Raw genomic sequence first — 2,052 nt, 5'->3', positions numbered from 1 at the left:
GCTTCACGGTGAGGTGCTCGTAGCCGGTGAGCAGCAGTTGCCGGCTGGCCCAGACTTTGTCGGTGGCGGTGCCGCGGCGGCCGTGCAGTTGCCGGGTGATCCGTTGACGGACCTGGGTGACCATGAGGTTGGCGAGGGCGACGAGATGCCACTTGTCGACTGCGATCCGCGCGTCCGGCAGGGCGGTGCGGATCCCGGATCGACAGGTACAACAGCGCCCGCCCGCACACCCGCCTCGGCAACGCCCCACCCGCCGAGTACGAGGCAGCGCACTGCGCTGAGCCCACCAAGTCATCGCGACCGGCAATGACACCTGCATAGACGTGGCATCAACGCGTAGATGTTTCAGTTTCTTCTGTGCTGGGGCTGTGTCAGGTGCTGGACCGGGTGTAGGCAGCGGCGCGCACCACATCGTCGTCCTCCAGTCCAGCTCCTAGTGCTCCGCCCACGGTGGCCAGGCTGGCGGTGAGCCAGCTGATCTTCGCGTAGTCCAAAGCGTTCACTGGGTGACCGGCGACACCGGCCAGTACCGGCTCGTCGATGAGCAGCAGCGCGCCGACCCAGGACAGGATGAATAAGCCGAGGTAGAACACCACAACCCCGATGGCCACGGTCGCGGTGGTGGCCAAATTGAACAGGATCACCTGCTCACGTTGGGCTCGCCGCCGTGGGCGCTCCCACAAGTCTGCTCCCAGGATCAGGGTGGCACTCACCGCCCCGATCGCCATCACCGCCAGCAGGACCAGGCGCACCGGCCCGTAGGCCATGGCCAGTACCCATAGGTCCGAGGCCACCAATGTCAGCATGCCGGTGGCCGCTGCCACGACCATCGCCCGGGAGAGCCGGGCCACGAAGGCCCAAGGCTGGTTGGCGCGGATCATGCCCAGCAGCAACCGCACGTTGCCGCTCAGCACTCGGGCCGTGAACTGCACGACGTTGTCGTCCGGGCGTTCGTCGAGATCGGTGGACAGCTGGTGGGCTCTTCGAGCAAGATCCCGCTGGGCGTTGAGGTCTTCGGCGTCGTAGCCCAGGAGCTGCCCGACCACGTGCACGGTGGTCTCTTGCACCTTCTGCCGCACGTGCACGGCTCCCAGGGTTGGGACGGAGACCAGTCCTACCCCGTGCACGGGGCTGAGCTGGGTGAGCACCGGACGTCGGCCGGTCTTCAGGGGGATCTCGGTGAGCACCACGGCCAAATCCCAGTTCTCCTCCAGCACGCGGTTTCGGGCCGCCTCCAGCAGGTCCAAGGTCTCGGTGGGTGGATCGACCAGCCGGTCTTCGGCCATCTTCAGTTGCCAGCGCACTCCCGGATACCGCTGCACCAAAATCTTGCGCACCGAGGTGGTGACCTCGGGGCCGAGCATCGCACTCAGGGATGGTGAGACCACCAGGCCGATGAGCAGCTCGGCATCGGAAAGGGGTTCGGCAGGATCGGGGGTGGATCGGCAACGCTTAGCAGTCATCGCTCCATGGTGAGGCAACCACGGGCCGATTGCCACTGGCTCGATGGAGCCCCGAAGGTTTCGTGCAGCACCGCGGGCCGGATTCGGTGGTCGCCTCGATCCCGGAGAGAGCGGTGCTGCTCACTGCGAAATCCTCTCCCCGCCGACGCCGCCAGCGCGAAGACATCACAGCCAGCGGGCCCGGGACCTGCCGGTGTCGAGGACGGCTTCTCGATGATGCTGCAGTGACGGATCGGTTGAAGTGCTTCGGCGGTGTGGGAGCAGTGATCAGCGTGGGGGCGGTCGATTCCGTTCGGACAGGTGATGCATCGACTGCCCAGCGGCAGGTGCGGTACTGATGCGTGGGTACCCGGTGCAGGGGTGTCAAGGCCCAGCTCCGAAGACGGCAAGCCGGGCACGTGAAAGGCGAATTATGGCCCGCCGCAACCCGAGCGGGAAGGCATGTGTGGCACGAGGCGCCGAAGACGGGCCGGGCGTTTACTGCAGAGATAAATGGCTCTCCGCATTTGAGCGGGGCGTGTGCTGATTTCATGCTGCTGGTCTCTGCCCTCGGGTGAGGGCGATGTGGACCATGATGCGCCTTCGGTAG

Annotated in this window: 2 protein-coding genes; both read right to left on the bottom strand. The window is 65.9% G+C overall.

The features are described 5' to 3' along the window. A partial coding sequence (locus ACZ3J7_RS40990) for a transposase (RefSeq protein ID WP_353799068.1) occupies positions 1-295 on the bottom strand: 295 nt, incomplete at its 3' end. Positions 296-371: 76 nt separating this feature from the next. Further along, positions 372-1,463 carry a hypothetical protein gene (locus tag ACZ3J7_RS40985; protein WP_350835329.1) on the bottom strand — a complete coding sequence of 364 codons (1,092 nt, stop codon included), beginning with the start codon at positions 1,461-1,463 and terminating at the stop codon, positions 372-374. Positions 1,464-2,052 lie beyond the last annotated feature (589 nt).

Source organism: Kitasatospora sp. NPDC015121 (genome assembly GCF_055562955.1).
This window is presented reverse-complemented; position numbering and strand designations above follow the sequence as displayed.